Source organism: Rothia kristinae (genome assembly GCF_016028855.1).
GTDB lineage: Bacteria > Actinomycetota > Actinomycetes > Actinomycetales > Micrococcaceae > Rothia > Rothia kristinae.
In genome coordinates this window covers 1,109,050-1,126,705 of the sequence record NZ_CP065738.1, presented here as the reverse complement: position 1 = coordinate 1,126,705, position 17,656 = coordinate 1,109,050, and the positions used below count along the sequence as shown (strand labels likewise).

Genomic DNA, 17,656 nt, shown 5'->3' with positions numbered 1-17,656 from the left:
CGCGGGCCGGTAAACTCGCATGGGAGAAGCATGATTCGATGACGGCCCCGGGAGGCGCGACGACGGTGACGGTCCGGACGCGAGGCGAGCAGCAGGCACGACGCCCGGGCGGCGGCAGGTCCAGCTGGCACCGCCGAGCCTCCCGCCCGGTCACGGTGTGGATGCTCGTGCTGCTGTTCGCCGTGTTCTTCCACCGGTGGCTGCCCGAGGCCCGATGGACCCTGGTGCACCTCGTGGCCCTGGGGCTGATCGCCAACTCCATCCTGATCTGGTCCCAGCACTTCGCCGAGGCCCTGCTCAAGCACCGTCTCCCGGACTCCGCCCGCCCCGCCCAGCTGCGGCGGATCCGGACGCTGAACCTCGGCGTCGTCGTCCTGATCGCGGGGATGATGCTCACCCCGTACCCCGCCGTGCACGTTCCGGCGGTGCTCGGCGGGGCGGTGCTGGTGGGCGGGGCCGTCGCCTGGCATGCCGCCTCCCTGGGGCGCCAGCTGCGCGCGGCCCTGCCGGCTCGCTTCGCGGTCACGGTCCGGTGGTACATCACCGCGGCGTGGCTGCTGCCGGTGGGCGCGGTGCTGGGGGCGGTGCTCGGCGTCGCCGATCTCAGCGCGGCCGGGCACGCCCGGGTCCAGCTGGCTCACGAGGCGGTGAACGTGCTGGGCTTCGTCGGGCTCACGGTCACCGGGACCCTGCTGACCCTGTGGCCCACGATCCTGCGCACCCGGATGCCGCAGAGCTCCCTGCCGCGCCTGCGTCTCGCGCTGGGGCTGCTGCTGGCCGGCGTCCTGGGCGCCGCGACCTCGGCCCCGGTCGGCTGGCGCTCGACGGCGGCCGCGGGCCTGGGCGCCTACGCCCTGGGTGTTGTGGTGCTGCTGGGGTGGCTGGTGAGCGTGGCCCGCACCCGTGCCCCGCGGGACTACGCCGGGCTGTCCGTGCTGGCCGGGATCTGCTGGCTGCTGGCGGGTGCCGTGTGGACCGGGATCCTCGTGCTGCGCGCCGACTGGGCGGGTCTGGATCTGACCCCGGTGACGCCGGTGTTCGTCGCGGGCTTCCTGGTGCAGGTGCTGCTGGGGGCGATGACCTACCTGCTGCCGGCCACCATGGGCGGAGGGCCCGCCGCGGTGCGCGCCGGGAACCGGGAGCTGACCCGGCTGTCCTGGCTGCGGGTGACCGTGGTGCAGCTGTGCCTGATCCTGTTCGTCCTGCCGCCCGCGCTCACCGGGTCCTGGGTGCGGGCCATCGCCTCGATCCTCGGAGTCCTCGCCCTGGCGGCCTTCCTGCCCCTGATGATCCGCGCCGTGCGCGCCCAGGTGGCCGCCCGCCGGGCGATGATCGCCGCCCGGGCGGCCACAGCCGATCGGGGGCGTCCGGGCGATTCCGAGCCTGGAGCGGAGCCCGGGTCCGCGGCGGGGTCGGCCCCGTGGGCGCGGCCGGGCTCCGGGCCTGCCGCCCGGACGGACCCGGCCTCCGAGGCGTCCGGCCACGCCGCGGGGTCCCCGCCGAGCCCCCGGCGGGATCACGGCGTCGCGCCCGCGCACCCGCGGCGGGAGATCCTCGCCGGGGCGGGCCTGACCGCGCTGGGCGTGGCCGCGGGCCTGGCCCTGGACCCCTCGGGTCTGCAGCGGGCGCTGCACGGGCTGGGTCGGGAGCCGGCCGGCACGGGGCACACCACCCGGGTGGCGGTGAAGGCCACCGCCGCGATGCGCTTCGAGCCGGCCGAGATCACCGTGCCCGCCGGGGACCGGCTCATCCTGGAGGTCACCAACGCGGATGAGACCACGGTGCACGACCTCGTCCTGGACGGCGGAGCCACCTCCGGGCGGCTGGACCCGGGGGCCTCCGCGTCGGTGGACGCCGGGGTGATCACCCAGGATGTGGACGGATGGTGCTCGATCGTGGGGCACCGGCAGATGGGCATGACCCTGCGCATCCGCGCCGACGGCGCCTCCTCCCCCGGCGAGGAGTCCTCGGGGCGCGGGGACTCGTCCGCTGACGGGCAGGGCGCGGGCACCGAACCGGCCCTGGACCTGCAGGCCGCCCCGGGGAAGGATCACCGCACCCGCTCCGCGGTGCTGGACCCGGCCGCCGTCGACGGGCTGGAGCCGAACGGGACGGGCGGGGTGATCCACCGGGTGACCCTGACCGTCACCGAGCAGACCCTGGAGGTGGCCCCCGGGGTGGCGCTGCGCGCGTGGACGTACAACGGGGATTTCATGGGACCGACCCTGCGCGGGCGGGTCGGGGACACCTTCGAGGTGACCCTGGTCAACCGCGCCTCGATGGGCCACTCGGTGGACTTCCATGCCGGGGACATCGCCCCGGATCAGCCGATGCGCACCATCGCCCCGGGGGAGTCCCTGGAGTACCGCTTCACCGCGCACGGGGCCGGGATCTGGCTGTACCACTGCTCCACCGCGCCCATGTCCAGTCACATCGCCGCGGGCATGTTCGGGGCGGTCGTCGTCGACCCGCCCGAGCTGCCGACGGTGGATCGGGAGTTCCTGCTGGTGCACAGCGAGACCTACCTGAAGACCACCGGCCGGAAGGACGACGCCGGTCGGCAGCTCACCGAGGTGGACCCGGCCCGAGTGCCCACCGGGGTGCCGACCCTCGCGATGTTCAACGGCCACGCGACCCAGTACGCCGCCGAGCCCTTGGAGGCGCGCACCGGGCAGCGGGTGCGGATCTGGACCCTGGCCGCCGGGCCGAGCCTGGGGATGAGCTTCCACGTGGTCGGCGGGCAGTTCACCACCGTGTACAAGGAGGGGGCGTACCGACTGCTGGAGGAGCGCGACGCCTTCGGGCGCACCCGCGGTCGGGCCCAGGCCCTGGACCTGGCCAGCGCGCAGGGGGGCTTCGTGGAGCTGACCTTCACGGAACCCGGCACCTACACCTTCGTCAACCACTCCTTCGCGCAGATGGAGCGCGGCGCCCGCGGCCTGATCCGGGTGGAGTGAGGCTCCCGCGGCGCATCCCTCCACCGAGCCGGCGCATCCGTTCCCAGAAACGCGAAAACCGGGAACCGATGCGCCGCCTCGCGGAAGACCGAGCGGGACATGGGTACGGATGCGCCGGGTCGCGAGAGGCCGGGCTCGGGCGGAAGGGTCAGTCGGTGGCGGCGGGGCGGTCCGTGGCCGAATACTGGGACCAGGAGCCCGGGTACAGTCGCGCCCGCACCCCCGCGCTGGCCAGGGCCACGATCTCGTGGGTGGCGGTCACCCCGGAGCCGCAGTACACGATCGGCGTCTCCTGTGCTTCGGGGTCCACCCCGGCCTCGGTCAGCCGCGCCCGCACCTGATCCGGGGTGCGGAACAGCCCGTGCTCGTCGATCAGGTCACGGTGGAACAGGTTGCGCGCCCCCGGGATGTGCCCGGCCCGGGGATCCACCGGCTCCTCCTCGCCGCGGTAGCGCTGCGGGGCGCGGGCATCCAGCACGACGCCGCCCGAGGACGCCGTCTCCTGGGTCTCGTCGATGTCGGCCAGCCAGGAGTCCTCGAAGGGTGCGGCGGCGAAGGCCCCGGACTCCTCCGGCTCGGTCTCATCCGGCCCGGCCTCCAGGGCGTCCTCGCCGTGGGCGGCCACCCAGGCGGGCAGGCCGCCGTCGAGCACCGCGGCCTGGTGGCCGGTGGCCCGCAGCAACCAGACCAGCCGGGAGGCGGAGGCGCCGGAGGCGTCGTCGTAGGCGATGACCAGGGTGTCCTCTGCGATGCCGCTGATCTCCATCGCGGCGGCGAAGCGCTCCTCCATCGGCAGCGGGTGCCGTCCCTCCTCGGGGGAGGCGGGGGCGGCGAGCATGAAGTCGAGGTCCACGAACACGGCCCCGGGGATGTGCCCGGCCTCGTAGGCCTCCTCCCCGGAGCGCCCGTCCAGGTACCAGCGCACGTCCGCCACGCGTACGGGACGCCCCTCGATGGGCGCGGTGCGCAGGCGCTCGTCCTCGGCGGCCAGCTGGGCCTCCAGCTCCTGCAGCCGCTCGGCGGTCAGCTGCTCGGGGTTCTCCAGGGCGCGGGCCGCCTCGCGGGCGGCGGCCCGGTGCCGGGCGTTCTCGGCGGCGGCGTTCTCGGCCGCGCGCTGCAGGGAGGCGAGATCGGCGACGGAGACGATCCAGGGCAGCTCGTGGGTCATGGGCCTCATCCTACGCGGGGGACCAGTGACGGCCGATAATGCGCATTGTTCGTACTAGATTGGAGGGGCAGCCGTGATCAGGGAGGATCCATGACAGTCCGCAGACCGGAAGACACCACCGTTCCCGCCGACTGGGACCCCCGTTCCCCCGAGGTGCAACAGGATCAGATCGCCGCCTACGACGCGCTGCGAGCCCACTGCCCTGTGGCCCACGACGACTACCTGGGGTACACCCTGCTCAGTCATGCCGACGTCGCCGCTGCGGCCCTGGACCCGCAGACCTTCAGCAACCGCGTCTCCGATCGGCACGTCGCGGTGCCCAACGGGTTGGACGGACCCGAGCACACGGCCTTCCGCCGCATCAACGACGCCTACTTCACCCCCGAGCGCATGGCCGCCGCCGAACCCGTGCTGCGCACCGTGATCCGCGAGCTCATCGCCGAGCTGCCCGCCGGACACCGCGTGGACGCGGCCGGGGAGTTCGCCCGCCAGTACGCCCTGCGCATCACCGCCGCCTTCATGGGGTGGGAGGAGGAGTATCGGGAGCCGCTGAGCGCGTGGGTTCAGCGCAACCGGGAGGCCACGCTGCGCCGGGACCGCGCGGAGATCGGTCGGGTGGCCCTGGAGTTCGACGGCACGATCCGCCGGATGCTCGCCGACCGGACGGGCTCCGCCGGGCTCGATGCCGAGGGCCGCCCGCGCGACGTCACCGCCCAGCTGATGCGCGACGTCGTCGAGCTGCCGGACGGCGCCCGCCCGATGACCGAACCCGAGCTGATCAGCCTCATCCGCAACTGGACCGTGGGCGAGCTGTCCACCATCGCGGCCTGCGCCGGGGTGCTGGTGCAGTTCCTCGCCTCCCACCCCCGCGAGCAGGAGCGGCTGCGCAGCGATCCTACGCAGATCCCCGCGGCCGTGGAGGAGATCATGCGGCTGCGGGACCCGCTGGTGAGCAATCGGCGCGTGACCACCCGCCCCGTGGAGGTGGGTGGCCGGCGCCTGCCCGCCGGGGCACGGGTCACCCTGAACTGGACCTCCGCCAACAGGGACGAAGCCGCCTTCCCCGACGCCGCGCAGTACCGACCGGACCGCGATCAGTCCGCGAACCTGGTGTACGGAACCGGAATCCACGCCTGCCCCGGCGCACCCCTGGCCCGGCTGGAGCTGCGGCTGCTCGTGGAGGAGCTGCTCGCAGCCACGACCGCGATCGAAGAGGCCGGGCCCACCGCCAACGAGGTCTATCCCGTGGCCGGGTTCTCCTCGGTGCCCGTCATCGTCCGCCGCTGATCGCCGACCGCGCCGGGCGAGGGCGCGCCGCGCGTCGGCATCGCCTCAGCCGTCGCAGGTGCGGGCGTACTTCTCCTGCTGCAGCCGCATGATCTTGTCCACGTAGCTGCGGGTCTCCGGGTAGTTCGGCACGCCCTTCGCGTCCTTCACGGCGTTGGGTCCGGCGTTGTACCCGGCCAGGGCGTAGCGGATGAGGGCGTCCTCGTCGTCTCCGGCCAGGTCCGCCAGCTCGGTGCGCAGGTACTTCATGTACCGGCCCTGCGCGGCGATCGCGTCGTGCTCGTCCATCGGGTCCCCGTCCCCGCCCCAGATGTCCCAGGTGTCCTGGGTGAACTGGGCGATGCCCATGGCCCCGGCGTGGGAGTGGGCGTCCGGATTCCAGCCGGACTCGGCGTCCAGCTGCGCGGCCAGCACTCGCACGGGGAAGCCGGATTCGCGGGAGGCGCCCTCCAGGTCCGTCACGAGGTCCTGCGGGATGGGGCGGGAGTCCGCGGCGGTGCAGGTCTCATCCGCGGGCACGTAGTCGGTGACGGCCAGACCCACCGCGCCGACGACGAGCAGCCCGAGAGCCGCGAGCACCTGCCAGTGCTGAACGGCGGCACGCAGGGCACCCCGTCCCCGCCCGCCGCGGGCCCTCTCCTGTGATTCGCTCATCGCGCCCCAGCATACGGGACGCCCCGTCGTCGTCCGGGTGGCGACGCCGGGGCCGCCGCTCCTGCGGGGGCGCACCCCACCCCGGGTAGCGACGCCGGGGGCGCCGTCGCCGCTGGGAGGCTCGGACTGTGCGCGTCCCGCTTTGCCGGCCTCCGGTGCGAAGCGCAGGATGGAATCAGCGACCTCCGGCGCAGACCGGGACCCCGGCCGCGGAAGGAGGAGCGAGGATGAACGCGGATCCCGAACAGGAAAGCCGGGAGGAGCGTCTGGGGGTGGTCGGGCAGGCCGCGCAGCTGATGCTCACCCACGGCAGCACCACCTCGGGGACGGTGCAGGCCGTCGAGGATCTCTCCCGCCGCCTGGAGGTGCCGGTGCGCCTGCTGCCCGAATGGGACGGCTCCGTGCTCGCCTCCCCGGACGGCCGGCTCCACCGGCGCCTGATCGGCTCCCCGACCGGGGTGCACATGGGCGTGGTCGTGAACGCCATGGCGCAGCTGCGCGCGCAGCCGAAGCCCTCGGCCCGCGAGCTGTCCCGGCGCCTCGAGGACGCCGCGTCGACGCCTGCCTACCCGCTGCCGATCTTCGCGCTGGCCTGCATCACCGGCGCCTGCTCCCTCGCGGCGATCTTCGGTGCCCGGCTGCCCGTGTCCTATGTGCTGGTGGCGGTGGCCGCCGGGCTGGGCGCGGTGATCCGGCGGTGGCTGGGTGGGCGCGGCGTCGGGCCGATCGGCCAGGCCTTCGCCGCCGCGCTGCTCGCGGGACTGGCCGGGGCGCTGACCGTGCACCTGGGCACCGCCAGCGACGCCCGCCTGGTCGCGGTCTGCCCGGCGATGGTCCTGGTCCCCGGCCCGCACCTGCTCAACGGGATGCTGGATCTGGCGGCTCGGCGCATCACCCTGGGCTGGGCCCGGCTGGTCTTCGGCACCCTGATCGTGGTCGGCATCAGCATCGGGCTGCTGCTGGGCCTGGCCCTCGGCGGGGCCCAGCTGCCGGTCCACGCGGCCGGTCGCTCGGTCGCCTGGTGGATCGACGTGCCGGCGGCCGCGGCGGCCGCCGCGTCCTATCCGGTCTACTTCTCCCTCCAGGCCCGCTACATCCCGCACGCGGTGCTCGCCGGGGCCGCGGCCCACGCGGTGCGGTGGGTGCTGCTGGGGCCGGTGGGCGCCGGCGTCGTGGTGGGTGACTTCATCGCCTGCCTGGTGGCCGGGCTGGTGGTGGCCCCCGTGGTGCTGACCCGGCACGTGCCCTTCGCGGGGATCGGCTTCGCGGCGGTCGTGGCCCTCGTTCCCGGCGTGTTCGTGTTCCGCACCGTGGCGGGGCTGATGGACCTGGTGACCGGGCCGAGCCAGGATCTGCTGCTCAGCGTGACGACGGACGCGGCCACGGCCGCCCTGAGCCTGGCGGCCATGACCCTCGGTCTGCTCACCGCCCACGGCCTCGCGGTGCGGCTGCGCCCCCGGCGGCTGCGCGCACGCCCGTAGCCCCGGTCTGGCGGGCCGGATGCCGCGAGGCGGCGCTGAAGCATCGGCTCGCTCGGGCTCAGAGCACCTCGGCCAGGCGCCGCACCCCCTCGGTCAGGCGGTCCGGGGCCACCGAGGAGAAGGCCAGGCGCAGGTTCCGGGCGCCCGGGCGGGTGCCGGCGTCGTCCACCGCGCCCCCGGCCGGATCCGTCCCGGGCGTGCGACCCATCGTCGGGTCATCGTGGAAGGCCGTGCCGGGGACGAACACGACGCCGTTGTCGATCGCCGGGGCCAGGGCCTGCGCGGCGTCGTCGTACCGGCCGCCCTCCGGCAGGGTCAGCCAGGTGAAGAAACCGCCGGTCGGCGTCGTCCAACGGGTGCCGGCCGGCATGTGCTCGCGGCACGCGGTGAGCACGGCGTCGCAGCGCTCCCGGTACAGCGCGGCGGTGCGGCGGGTGTGCGACTCCCACAGCCCCTGCCCCATGAACCCCAGGACCAGGCGCTGGGAGAGCACCGACGGGCAGATCGTCACCGCCTCCCCCGCGATCTGCAGGAACTTGCGCACCCGCGGCGGCGCGACCATCCAGCCCACGCGCACCCCCGGGGAGAACACCTTGGAGAAGGACCCCAGGTAGATCACGGCCTCCGGGTCGTAGGAGTGCAGGGACGGCAGGCGCTCACCGGAGAAGGACAGCTGACCGTACGGGTTGTCCTCCACCACCAGCACGTCCTGCTCCCGGCAGACCCGCACTAGCTCGGCCCGGCGATCCTGCGCCAGCGTCACCCCGGTGGGGTTCTGGAAGTTCGGGATCGTGTAGAGCAGCTTGACGCGCTTGCCCTGCTCCTTCAGCTCCCGGATGCGGGTCTCGACGGCGGCCGGATCCAGGCCGTCCTCGTCCAGGGGCACCTGGCGCACATCCACCTGGTAGCCCTCGAACACCCCCAGCGCCCCCGTGTACGTGGGGCCCTCCGCGAGGATGACGTCGCCCGGATCGCAGAACAGCTTGGTCACCAGGTCCAGACCCATCTGGGAGCCCGCGGTCATCTGGATCTCCTCGACCCGCGGGTGCGAGCCCTCCGAGCGCATGAACTCGGTGACCAACTCGATCAGCGGCTCATACCCCGCTCCCGAGCCGTACTGCAGGACCTCCAGACCCTCCTCCGCGATGATCCGCGAAGCCATCTCCCCCAGCTCCTGCAGCGGCAGCAGCTCCAGGTCCGGGTTGCCCCCGGCCAGGGAGACGATGCCGGGGCGCATCGCGACCTCGAAGACGTCGCGCACCGCCGAGGGACGGAAGCCCCCGGCGCGCTCGGCGAAGCCGCGCATCAGCCGCGCGTCGGCGCCGGTGGCGCCCTCCATCAGCTCCTGGATGCTCGGCACCTCAGGCCTCCTTCCGGCCGGTGGTGTCGGGGGTTCCGGCGACGTCGGCCACGGGCACCACCCGAACCTCGTCGCGCCGGGCCCGTCCGGGGCGAGCGCCGTAGACGGCGTCGGCCTCCCCGTAAACCGGGGAGCCGGCGTCGGCCCCCGCGCCGAGCGAGAGCAGGGTGATGAACTCGTAGACGATGTGGGCGGCGGCGATGCCGGTGATCTCGGCGTGGTCGTAGGCCGGGGCGACCTCCACGACCTCCGCACCTACCAGGTTCAGCCCGCGCAGGCCCCGCAGGATCTCCAGGATCTCCCGGGAGGTGGCCCCGCCGGCCTCGGGGGTGCCGGTGCCCGGGGCGTGGGCGGGGTCCAGCACGTCGATGTCCAGGGAGACGTACAGCGGACGGTCCCCGATCCGCTCGCGCAGGATCTGCACGACCCGGTCCACCCCGAGCCGGTAGATGTCCGCCGAGGAGACGATGCCGAAGCCGAAGCGGGCGTCGTCATCCAGGTCCTCGGTGCCGTACAGCGGGCCGCGGGTGCCCACGTGGCACAGGGCGTCCGTGTCCAGCAGGTCCTCCTCGAAGGCCCGGCGGAACGGGGTGCCGTGGGTGTACTCGGCGCCGAAGTAGGTGTCCCAGGTGTCCAGGTGCGCGTCGAAGTGCAGCAGGGCGATCTTCCCGTGGCGCTCGGCCAGGTTGCGCAGGTTGGGCAGCGCGATGGTGTGGTCCCCGCCGATCGTGACCAGGCGGGTCCCACCCTCGGTCAGCTCCCGGGCCCCGGCCTGCATCGCGGCCAGCGCCTCCTCGATGTCGAAGGGGTTGCCGATGATGTCCCCGGCGTCGGCCACCTGCACCCCAGCGAAGGGCGAGTGGGACTGCGCCGGGTTGAAGGGCCGCAGCAGCCGCGAGGACTCCCGCACGTGGTTGGCGCCGAAGCGGGCGCCGGGCCGGTAGGAGACGCCGGTGTCCCACGGCATCCCGGCGACGACGACGTCGGCGTGCTCCACCTCGTCCAGGCGAGGCAGCCGGGCGAAGGTCCCGCTCCCGGCCCAGCGAGGCACCTGCGCGGCGTCCACCGGGCCGAGGATCTGCCGCCCGTCCGAGGCCGTGGTGGTGACCCGCCGGGGACGCGCGGAGAAGCTCGCGGCGGGGGTGGGGGTTCCGATGGATCCGGTGGTTTCGGTGGGGTCTTCAGCGGGGTGCTGGTCCGTCATGGGATGCTGCTGCCTTTCGACGACGAGGATGTGATCTGCGTCGTTTCCCATTGTGCAACAGAAGTTGCCCCAGCGCTTCCCCTTCTTCGAGGACCCGCACTCCCGACGCCCTCCTCCTGCATCGACCCGGCGCTCCCGTACCCACCCCTTCCGCTCGAGACACCCTCACCCCCATCGACCCGGCGCCCTCGTACCCACCCCCTCACCGACCCGGCGCTCTCGTTCCCGAAAACGCGAAAACCGGGAACGGATGCGCCATCTCGCCGGAAGAACCCGTACGAACGGGAACGGATGCGCCGGGTCGCGGGAGGGACGCGCCCGGACGGGAACGGGTGCCCCCGCTCAGGCGTAGCGGCGGGCGATCTCCAGGGCGCGGGTCACGTAGCCGCCGCCGAAGAGCACGGCGTGCAGGAGCATCAGGTGGATCTGGTGCAGGGCCACCCGGTCCTCCCAGCCCTCCTGCAGCGGATGGACCTGCTGGTACCCCGCGATGATCTCGCGCAGATGCGGCGCGCCGAACAGGGACAGCGCCGCGAGGTCGGATTCGCGGTGCCCGCCGAAGGCGGTCGGGTCGATGAGCACCACCTCGTCCTCGGTCCACAGCACGTTCCCGGACCACAGGTCCCCGTGGCAGCGGGCCGGGGCGTCGTCGTCATCGAAGTCCCCGGCACGCAGGCGATCGCACAGCTTCCCGAACAGCGCCCGCTCATCCGCCCCGAACCTCCCCGCGCGCACCAGCGGCGCCACCCGGGCGGCGGCGCAGAACTCGCCCCAGGACTCCCATGATCCCAGGCGCAGGTCCAGCTGCTGACCGGCGGGCCCCTGGTAGCCGTCACCCTCCCAGCCGTCGGGACCGGCGCCGAAGGCCGGGGCTCCGGCATCGTGGGTCACCGCGAGCGCCTGGCCGAAGGCCCCGGCCGCGGACTTCGACGGCGCGGCCTCCCGGATCCGCTCCAGCTCGAGCCCGCCGTCGGGCCGACCCAGGACCCGGCAGATGCGCACCCCGCCGTCCGGCTCGGCGCGGGCCAGCCAGTCCAGCCCCGCGGCCTCCCAGTCGGCGGCGCGTCCCGTGGTGTTCTTCACGAAAGTGTCCATCCCTCCGGTTTATCACGGCGGATGCGCATAGGGTGGGGGTTCCCGAGCGGTTCCCCCGCCGTTCACCCTGCCGTCGATGCGACCTGTTGGGATGGAGCCGTGAGCTTCCTGATCGCCCACCGCGGGCACAGTGCCAGAGCACCCGAGAACACGATGGCGGCCTTCCGCGCCGCCGCGGACGCCGGCTTCGGCTGGATCGAGACGGACGTCGACCTGCTGGGCGATGGCACCGCCGTGCTCATCCACGACGCGACGCTGGAGCGCACCACCGACGCCGTCGGGCCGGTGGCCGAGCTGATCCGCACGGATCTGGCCGGGATCGACGCCGGCTCCTGGTTCTCCTCCGCGCACGCGGGGCAGCGGGTGCCTCAGCTGGGCGAGCTGATCGAGCTGGCCGAGGTCCGCGGGCTGAATCTGAATCTGGAGCTGAAGCTGTCCGATCCGACGCCGCGGCGCACCACCCGGTTCCTGGAGACCGTGACCGAGCACCTGGATCGGCTGGCGCCGGAGCGGGAGGTGATCGTCTCCAGCTTCAACCATGAGCTGCTGGCCGCGTTCCACCGGGCAGCCCCCGGCTACGCCACGGCCTGCCTGTTCGAGCCGCTGCAGATGGCCCCGTGGAGTCGACGCTCCGAGTGGCGCGAGGCGGTGCGCAGCACCGGGGCGACGTGGGTGCACCCGCACCACCGGGACCTGAGCCGGGCCACCGTGCGGTTGCTGCACGCGGAGGGCCTGGGCGTGAACACCTGGACGGTGAACGATCGGGGCCGCTCCCGCAAGCTCGCCGCGTGGGGCGTGCGCGGGATGTGCACGGACGGCCCGGAGCGGGTCATCCGCCAGTTCGCCCGGATCCCCGCCGGGCGGCACAGCGCCTGAGCCGCGCCGTGCCCGGGGCCGCCGCCTGAGCCGCGGCCGACGCCGCCCCCGCACCCTGGGAGCACCACGCCTGCCCCGCGCCGCCCGGGACCGACGTCATCCCCCGGGCACCCGGCGGGTCACTGGTAGGTGACCACCCAGGGCTTGGGCTGCAGCTCGTAGGTCTGCTGCGGGGTGAACATCGGGGTGTCCTCGTCGTAGAAGTTCTTCCAGGACATCCAGATGCCCTTCGGCAGTCCCTCCTGCAGGGCGTTCCAGGTCTCCTTCTTCAGCTCCGGGGTGCCGTGCCCGTCCGCGTGCAGGGTCAGGGCCAGCTCCTGGTGGGAGGTGTCGATCTGCTCGCGGTTGGTGATCATTGTCCCGGCGAACTGGTGGATGACCACGGCTTTCTGCGGCAGCTCGTGCTCGCGGGTGATCGCGGCGATGTCGTCCAGGGTCCGGTTGATCTCGGAGGCGTCCACGGTGCCGATCTGCTGCAGCGGCAGCTCGTCCGGGGCCAGGCGCCACTCCGGGTCCAGGCCGACGCCGACGTTCGGCTCGGCCAGCAGCTCCTTGTACTGCTCCACCTGGCTGGGGAAGTCGGAGCGGCCCGGCTGGAAGTCCAGGACCACGTAGATCCCCTCCTTCTTGGCCACGTCCATGAGCGGCTTGAGCTGCTCCACGGGGATCTCATCCGAGTAGTCCCCGTCCGCACCGGGGGCGCTGGAGGCGGTGGTGGTGATGATCTCGAAGGCCGGGATCACCTTCTCCTTGCTGTACTGCTGGTAGTCCTCGGCCATCTTCTTGACCCGCTGCGCGGATTCCTCCGGGGACTGCTCGCCCAGCGCGCCCAGGGAGGGCCCGTTGGGGGAGCCGTACAGGGCGACCATGCGCCGGTCCGGGAACATGGTGCGTCCGCCGCCGACCAGCTGCGCGTCCTTGCCGCTGGTGGTCGGGCTGGCCGACGCCGACGTCGAGGCCTGGGCCCCTCCGGCGGACCCGGACGCGGAGGCGGCGGCGGAGCCCGATCCGGAGGCGGCGTCGTCGGAGTCGGCGGAGGAGCCGCACCCGGACAGGGCGAGGGCCGCGGAGGCGAGCAGGGCGATGGCGGCCGCGGGGCGGCGAGCTGAGACGAGGTGGTTCATGTCGCTTTCGGGTGGGTCGGTGCGATGACGTTCTGCCCAGCCAGCGTAACGAGAACCGCCCTGACCTGCCCATCCGTGTCACTCGCCCCCCGGTGCTGCCGCGCCGAACCGTCATCGGCGTGGGTTCCGACGGGCCGATCAGCCACGCGGGTGACGGTTCGGCGCAGATGGCAGGATCGTTGGGGAGATCACGACGCCGCCCACCCCACCAGGAGCGACCCATGAAGGCCCTGCCGGTCCAGCAGTCCGAGCGCGACCCCGAGCTCGGCGCCCGCCTGCGCAACCACCGGCTGCGCGCGCACATGACGATCGAGCAGCTGGCGGGGGCGGCCGGGCTGACCAAGGGCTTCCTCTCCCGGGTGGAGCGGGACCAGACCTCCCCGTCCGTGGCTTCCCTGGTGAAGATCTGCCGGGCGCTGCGAGTCCCGGTGGGTCAGCTGTTCGAGGAGCCGCCGACGACGGTGGTGCGCCTGGCGGAGGCCCCGCACGTGGATCTGGGCGGCACCGGGATCGCCGAGCGGCTGGTCTCGGCCCCGGAGCTGGAGGGCGCGCAGGTGATCCGCGCCAGCGTCGCCCCGGGCGGGGAGGGCGAGGAGGCCCTGTACACGGTGGAGTGCGAGACCGAGCTGCTGCACGTGATCTCCGGGCGCTTCCTGCTGCGCACCGCCGCCGGGGAATACGCCCTGGGCCCCGGGGACACGGTGACCTTCAGCGGGCGCGAGCCGCACTCCTGGCGCAGCCTGGGCGAGGAGCCGGCCGAGGTCCTGTGGATCCTGCTGGCCCCCTGACCGGCCGGGCCTCAGGGTTCCGCCGAACCGTCACCCACGTGGCTCAACAGCGCCCCGGAAGCCACGCCGATGACGGTTCGGCGCAGGCAGCGCAACACGGTGGTGATCCGCACCCAGTATCGTGAGGCCACGCACTTCATCCAGACTCAGGAGACCCACGTGAACGTCGCCGTCATCATCCTGTATCTGCTGCTCATGCTGTTCCTCGGCTGGGTGGGCAAACGCCGGGCCCGCAGCACCGAGGACTACCGGGTGGCCGGGCGGCGCCTGGGCCCGGTCTTCTACACGGGCACCATGTCCGCAGTGGTGCTCGGCGGGGCGGCGACCATCGGCGGCGTCGGGCTGGGCTGGACCTACGGGCTGTCCGGGGTGTGGCTGGTGACGGCGATCGCCGTGGGAGTCATCGTGCTGTCCCTGCTGTTCGCGGGCCGGCTGCAGCGGCTGCGGGTGTACACCGTCTCCCAGATGCTGGGGCTGCGCTTCGGCGGGCGGGCGGTGCGGGCCTCCTCGATCGTGATACTCGGGTACACCCTGATGCTCGCGGTGACCTCCACCTCGGCCTACGCCAGCGTGTTCGGAGTGCTGTTCGGCATCGACCGCGCCTAGGGGATCGCCCTCGGGGCGGTCGTGGTCATCGGGTACTCGATCCTGGGCGGGATGTGGTCCATCACCCTGACGGACCTGCTGCAGTTCGCGATCATGACGGTCGGGATGTTCCTCCTGCTGCTGCCCTTCTCCCTGCACGCCGCGGGCGGCTGGTCCGGGCTGGAGCAGCGCCTGGACGCCGCGCACTTCGATCTCGGGGCGCGCGGGCCCGGGTACATCGTGACGATGTTCGTGGTCTACACCCTGGGCATCCTGGTGGGCCAGGACATCTGGCAGCGGGTGTTCACCGCCCGCTCCCCGCAGGTGGCCCGCTGGGGCGGGACCGCCTCGGGCGTGTACGTGCTGCTGTACGGGGTGGCCGGGGCCGTGATCGGGATGGCCGGGGCCGTGGTGCTGCCGGACCTGGCCTCCGGGGATGAGGCCTTCGCGGCCCTGGCCGAGGGCTACCTGCCGGTGGGCCTGGGCGGGCTGGTGCTGGCCGCCGGGGTGGCCGCGATGATGTCCACCGCCTCCGGGGCGCTGATCGCCTCGGCCACGGTGGCGCGGGTGGACGTGGTGCCGCTGCTGCGCTCCCTGGCCGGCGGCGGGTCCGCGGCGGAGGACGCGACGTCGCACCCGGACACCGAGCAGCTGTCCCTGGAGGTCACCGGGGAGTCCGAGGCCGCGATGGCCCTGGACCGGTGGTACGTGCTGGGGCTGGGCGTGGTCGTCACGATCATCGCGATGCTCGTGCCCAGCGTGGTCACGGCGCTGACCATCGCGTACGGGATCCTGGTGGGCGGGCTGCTCGTGCCGATCCTGGGGGCGCTGGTGTGGCAGCGGGCCACTGGGGCCGCCGCCGGGTGGTCCATGGTCGTGGGCACCGTGGGCGTGCTGGTGTCCATGGCGGTGTTCGGGGTGGAGGCCAACGCCCCGATCTACGTGGGTCTGGCGGCCTCCCTGGTGGTGTTCGTCGGGGTCTCCCTGGCCACCCCGCCGACGCCGCGGCACGTGCTGGGCGCCTGGCGGGAGCGCCTGGCGCGGTAACCCCGCGCGCCCGCGTCCCGTACCCGCCGCCCCCCTGCGCCGAACCGTCGCCGCCGTGGGTTCTGACCGGGTCAGAGCCCACGCCAGCGACGGTTCGGCGCATCTCCTTCAGGATCAGTGCGCCGTCGTCGGCAGCTCCTCCGGGTAGGCCGGCCACCACATGCGCTCCTGGACCGCGGCGATCACGTTCTCCGGGGCGTTCTCGGCGACGCCGGCGCGCACGGCCTCCTCGACCACGGCCACCGCGACCTTCGCGGAGGAGGCCCGCAGGTTCTCCACCGGCGGCAGGATCGGGGCGCCGGGCTGGGAGGCATCCACCTGGTCGGCCACCGCGGAGGCCGCGGCCAGCAGCATCCCGTCGGTCACGTGTTTCGCTCCGGCGACGATCGTGCCCAGGCCCAGGCCCGGGTAGAGCAGGGCGTTGTTGCCCTGGCCGAAGCGGTAGGTGGTGCCCTTGTAGTCCAGGTCATCCACGGGGATGCCGGCGGCCACCAGTGCGCGGCCGTCGGACCAGCGGATCACGTCCTGCGGCATGGCCTCGATGCGGGAGGTCGGGTTGGACAGCGGCAGGATGATCGGGCGATCGCACCCGTCGGCCATCGCGGAGACGACCTCCTCGGTGAAGGCCCCGTGGTCGGTGGAGGTGCCGATGAGGATGGTCGGCTTGACCTTGCGCACCACCTCGGCCAGCCCGATCTTCCCGTCCTGGCGCTTCCAGCTCTTCACCTCGTCGGCGGGGCGGGCGTAGGCCTGCTGGTAGTCCGGCAGGTCGTCCATGTCGTCGGTGACCAGGCCGTTGATGTCGATCAGCCAGATCCGGGCGGTGGCCTCCTTCTCGCTCAGCCCGTCCCGGATCATGCCGGCGCGCAGCTGGTCGGCCATCCCGGTGCCGGCGGTGCCGGCGCCGTAGACCACGACCTTCTGGTCGGAGAAGTCGGTGCCGCTCACCCGCATCCCGGACATCACGGCGGCGGTGACGATCGCGCCGGTGCCCTGCATGTCGTCGTTGAAGATGCGGTAGTCCTCAGCGTTGTCCTGCAGGATCCGCCGGGCGTTGGAGGGGCCGAAGTCCTCGAAGTGCAGCAGGGCGTGCGGGAACAGCTCGGAGGCGACCTTCAGGTACTCCGCGATGAGGCGGTCGTATTCCTTCCCGCGCACCCGGGCGTGGCGGTTGCCGAGGTACGTGGGGGAGTTCAGCAGGTCCTCGTTGTCGGTGCCGGCGTCCAGGTTCACGGCGATCACGCGGGAGGGGTCGATGCCGGCGGCGGCCGTGTAGATGGCGAGCTTGCCGATGGCGATGTCGGTGCCGTTCACGCCCCAGTCGCCGATGCCGAGGATCTGCTCGGCGTCGGAGCAGACGATGAGGTCGACGTCGTCCGGGCCCAGGCCGAGGGTCTGGAAGCTCTCCCGGATGTCCTCGATGCGGTCCACGGAGAGGTAGACGGCGCGGGACTGACGGTAGTCCTGGGACCAGTTCTCGATGGCCTCGCCGATCGTGGGGTCGTAGACGATGGGCAGCAGCTCCTTGAGGTGGTCCACGAGGAGCTTGAAGTACACGGTCTCGTTCCGGTCGTGCAGCTGGTCCAGGTAGATGTACTTCTGCAGGTTCGTCTGGAACTGGCCGAGCTGGGCCCAGCAACGGGCGGCCTGGGCGTCCAGGGTCTCCACTCCGGAGGGCAGGCGTCCGGTCAGGCCGAGCTGCCTGCGCTGCTCGTGGGTGTACGCGGTGCCGCGGTTGATGATGGGGTCCGTCATCGCTTCGGGACGCAGGGCCATGGGAAATCACGCTCCTGAGGTGGTTCGGGCGGAACCCGGCGGCTCCGCCTCGGTGCTTCCATTCTCGATCGTAGGCCCGCGTTCCTGGGAGCATCCAGGGAATTCCTCGCGCGATATCCGGCGTCGTCTGCGTCACGCCGCGGGTTTCCTCCCGGTAGACTCCAGTTCATCCACGGGCAACAGCCGGCTCCCGCGTCGGCGCCCCCGAGCATCCCGATCCGCAGCACCCGCAGGAGGCCTGACGTGACCCAGCA

General features: G+C 72.9%; 12 protein-coding genes and 1 pseudogene. 6 read left to right on the top strand and 7 right to left on the bottom strand.

The features are described 5' to 3' along the window. Positions 1-38 precede the first annotated feature (38 nt). Positions 39-2,957, top strand: coding sequence for a multicopper oxidase domain-containing protein (locus I6G21_RS05025; protein ID WP_129357974.1), 2,919 nt, complete (start codon positions 39-41; stop codon positions 2,955-2,957). A gap of 148 nt (positions 2,958-3,105) precedes the next feature. On the opposite strand, the gene I6G21_RS05020 is transcribed toward I6G21_RS05025, so the two are convergent. After that, a complete protein-coding gene (locus tag I6G21_RS05020; RefSeq protein ID WP_193554009.1) occupies positions 3,106-4,125 on the bottom strand; it encodes a sulfurtransferase in 1,020 nt (339 codons plus the stop codon). Positions 4,126-4,215: 90 nt separating this feature from the next. On the opposite strand from I6G21_RS05020, the gene I6G21_RS05015 reads away from it, so the two are divergent. Beyond that, on the top strand, positions 4,216-5,412 hold the full coding sequence (locus I6G21_RS05015) for a cytochrome P450 (RefSeq protein WP_058730448.1): 1,197 nt from the start codon (positions 4,216-4,218) through the stop codon (positions 5,410-5,412). A 45-nt stretch (positions 5,413-5,457) separates the two neighbouring features. Here the strand turns inward: I6G21_RS05015 and I6G21_RS05010 are convergent, their stop codons facing one another. Beyond that, positions 5,458-6,066 carry a lytic transglycosylase domain-containing protein gene (locus I6G21_RS05010; RefSeq protein ID WP_081046026.1) on the bottom strand — a complete coding sequence of 203 codons (609 nt, stop codon included), beginning with the start codon at positions 6,064-6,066 and terminating at the stop codon, positions 5,458-5,460. A gap of 227 nt (positions 6,067-6,293) precedes the next feature. Between I6G21_RS05010 and I6G21_RS05005 the strand changes: the two genes are divergently transcribed. Then, positions 6,294-7,547 (top strand): threonine/serine exporter family protein, encoded by a 1,254-nt coding sequence (locus I6G21_RS05005; protein ID WP_129357975.1) that lies wholly within the window; start codon positions 6,294-6,296, stop codon positions 7,545-7,547. A gap of 58 nt (positions 7,548-7,605) precedes the next feature. On the opposite strand, the gene I6G21_RS05000 is transcribed toward I6G21_RS05005, so the two are convergent. The 3 genes from I6G21_RS05000 to I6G21_RS04990 all read right to left on the bottom strand — a co-directional run bounded on the left by I6G21_RS05000 (position 7,606) and on the right by I6G21_RS04990 (position 11,206). Continuing rightward, on the bottom strand, positions 7,606-8,907 hold the full coding sequence (locus I6G21_RS05000) for an aminotransferase-like domain-containing protein (RefSeq protein ID WP_232238568.1): 1,302 nt from the start codon (positions 8,905-8,907) through the stop codon (positions 7,606-7,608). 1 nt (position 8,908) lies between these two features. Next, positions 8,909-10,111, bottom strand: a complete 1,203-nt coding sequence (gene speB / locus I6G21_RS04995; RefSeq protein ID WP_081046027.1) for an agmatinase — start codon at positions 10,109-10,111, stop codon at positions 8,909-8,911. A 342-nt stretch (positions 10,112-10,453) separates the two neighbouring features. Beyond that, on the bottom strand, positions 10,454-11,206 hold the full coding sequence (locus I6G21_RS04990) for a fructosamine kinase family protein (protein WP_129357976.1): 753 nt from the start codon (positions 11,204-11,206) through the stop codon (positions 10,454-10,456). Positions 11,207-11,305: 99 nt separating this feature from the next. On the opposite strand from I6G21_RS04990, the gene I6G21_RS04985 reads away from it, so the two are divergent. Continuing rightward, on the top strand, positions 11,306-12,082 hold the full coding sequence (locus I6G21_RS04985) for a glycerophosphodiester phosphodiesterase family protein (RefSeq protein WP_058730452.1): 777 nt from the start codon (positions 11,306-11,308) through the stop codon (positions 12,080-12,082). Positions 12,083-12,201: 119 nt separating this feature from the next. Here the strand turns inward: I6G21_RS04985 and I6G21_RS04980 are convergent, their stop codons facing one another. Further along, a complete protein-coding gene (locus tag I6G21_RS04980; protein ID WP_100463749.1) occupies positions 12,202-13,206 on the bottom strand; it encodes an apurinic/apyrimidinic endonuclease family protein in 1,005 nt (334 codons plus the stop codon). Between the two features lie 221 nt (positions 13,207-13,427). On the opposite strand from I6G21_RS04980, the gene I6G21_RS04975 reads away from it, so the two are divergent. Further along, on the top strand, positions 13,428-13,994 hold the full coding sequence (locus I6G21_RS04975; protein WP_129357977.1) for a helix-turn-helix domain-containing protein: 567 nt from the start codon (positions 13,428-13,430) through the stop codon (positions 13,992-13,994). A 195-nt stretch (positions 13,995-14,189) separates the two neighbouring features. After that, positions 14,190-15,626 (top strand): annotated as a pseudogene (locus tag I6G21_RS04970) (sodium:solute symporter). Positions 15,627-15,740: 114 nt separating this feature from the next. Here the strand turns inward: I6G21_RS04970 and I6G21_RS04965 are convergent. Beyond that, positions 15,741-17,402 carry an NAD-dependent malic enzyme gene (locus I6G21_RS04965; RefSeq protein ID WP_064725015.1) on the bottom strand — a complete coding sequence of 554 codons (1,662 nt, stop codon included), beginning with the start codon at positions 17,400-17,402 and terminating at the stop codon, positions 15,741-15,743. Between the last annotated feature and the right edge of the window lie 254 nt (positions 17,403-17,656).

Bases quoted from the DNA above. Each gene is read 5' to 3' on its own strand.
- I6G21_RS05025 (WP_129357974.1), top strand. From the start codon at position 39: ATGACGGCCCCGGGAGGCGCGACGACGGTGACGGTCCGGACGCGAGGC.
- I6G21_RS05020 (WP_193554009.1), bottom strand. From the start codon at position 4,125: ATGACCCACGAGCTGCCCTGGATCGTCTCCGTCGCCGATCTCGCCTCC.
- I6G21_RS05015 (WP_058730448.1), top strand. From the start codon at position 4,216: ATGACAGTCCGCAGACCGGAAGACACCACCGTTCCCGCCGACTGGGAC.
- I6G21_RS05010 (WP_081046026.1), bottom strand. From the start codon at position 6,066: ATGAGCGAATCACAGGAGAGGGCCCGCGGCGGGCGGGGACGGGGTGCC.
- I6G21_RS05005 (WP_129357975.1), top strand. From the start codon at position 6,294: ATGAACGCGGATCCCGAACAGGAAAGCCGGGAGGAGCGTCTGGGGGTG.
- speB (WP_081046027.1), bottom strand. From the start codon at position 10,111: ATGACGGACCAGCACCCCGCTGAAGACCCCACCGAAACCACCGGATCC.
- I6G21_RS04990 (WP_129357976.1), bottom strand. From the start codon at position 11,206: ATGGACACTTTCGTGAAGAACACCACGGGACGCGCCGCCGACTGGGAG.
- I6G21_RS04980 (WP_100463749.1), bottom strand. From the start codon at position 13,206: ATGAACCACCTCGTCTCAGCTCGCCGCCCCGCGGCCGCCATCGCCCTG.
- I6G21_RS04975 (WP_129357977.1), top strand. From the start codon at position 13,428: ATGAAGGCCCTGCCGGTCCAGCAGTCCGAGCGCGACCCCGAGCTCGGC.
- I6G21_RS04965 (WP_064725015.1), bottom strand. From the start codon at position 17,402: ATGGCCCTGCGTCCCGAAGCGATGACGGACCCCATCATCAACCGCGGC.